General features: G+C 40.4%; 1 pseudogene. It reads left to right on the top strand.

The features are described from left to right. Positions 1 to 287: pseudogene (locus tag ACEN3Z_RS11955) on the top strand (PTS sugar transporter subunit IIA); the annotation flags it as partial.

Below are 287 nucleotides of genomic sequence, written 5' to 3'. Positions count from 1 at the left end.
GAGTATGGCAGGACAATTTGGTGCTGCAATTGGAGCAGCCTTTTTGATGAAGGACCAAGTGAAACGTACAAACATGATCAGTTCAGCGGTGCCTACTTTATTTGGAATTACAGAACCCCTATTATTCGGTGTTAACATGAGATCACTGCGTATATTTGGTTCAGGGATTGTTGCAGGTGCGGTTGGAGGATTTTCAATTTACCTCTTCGACTTAGCAGCAACAGGTATGGGAATTACTTTTATTCCTGGATTATTACTTTATACAAGTAGCTTAACAGCTTTAACAC

The organism is Ruoffia sp. FAM 26254 (assembly GCF_045528545.1).
Taxonomy (GTDB): domain Bacteria; phylum Bacillota; class Bacilli; order Lactobacillales; family Aerococcaceae; genus Ruoffia; species Ruoffia halotolerans.
The sequence above is the reverse complement of the archived record's forward strand: the minus strand, read 5'-3'. Positions and strand labels throughout refer to the sequence as shown.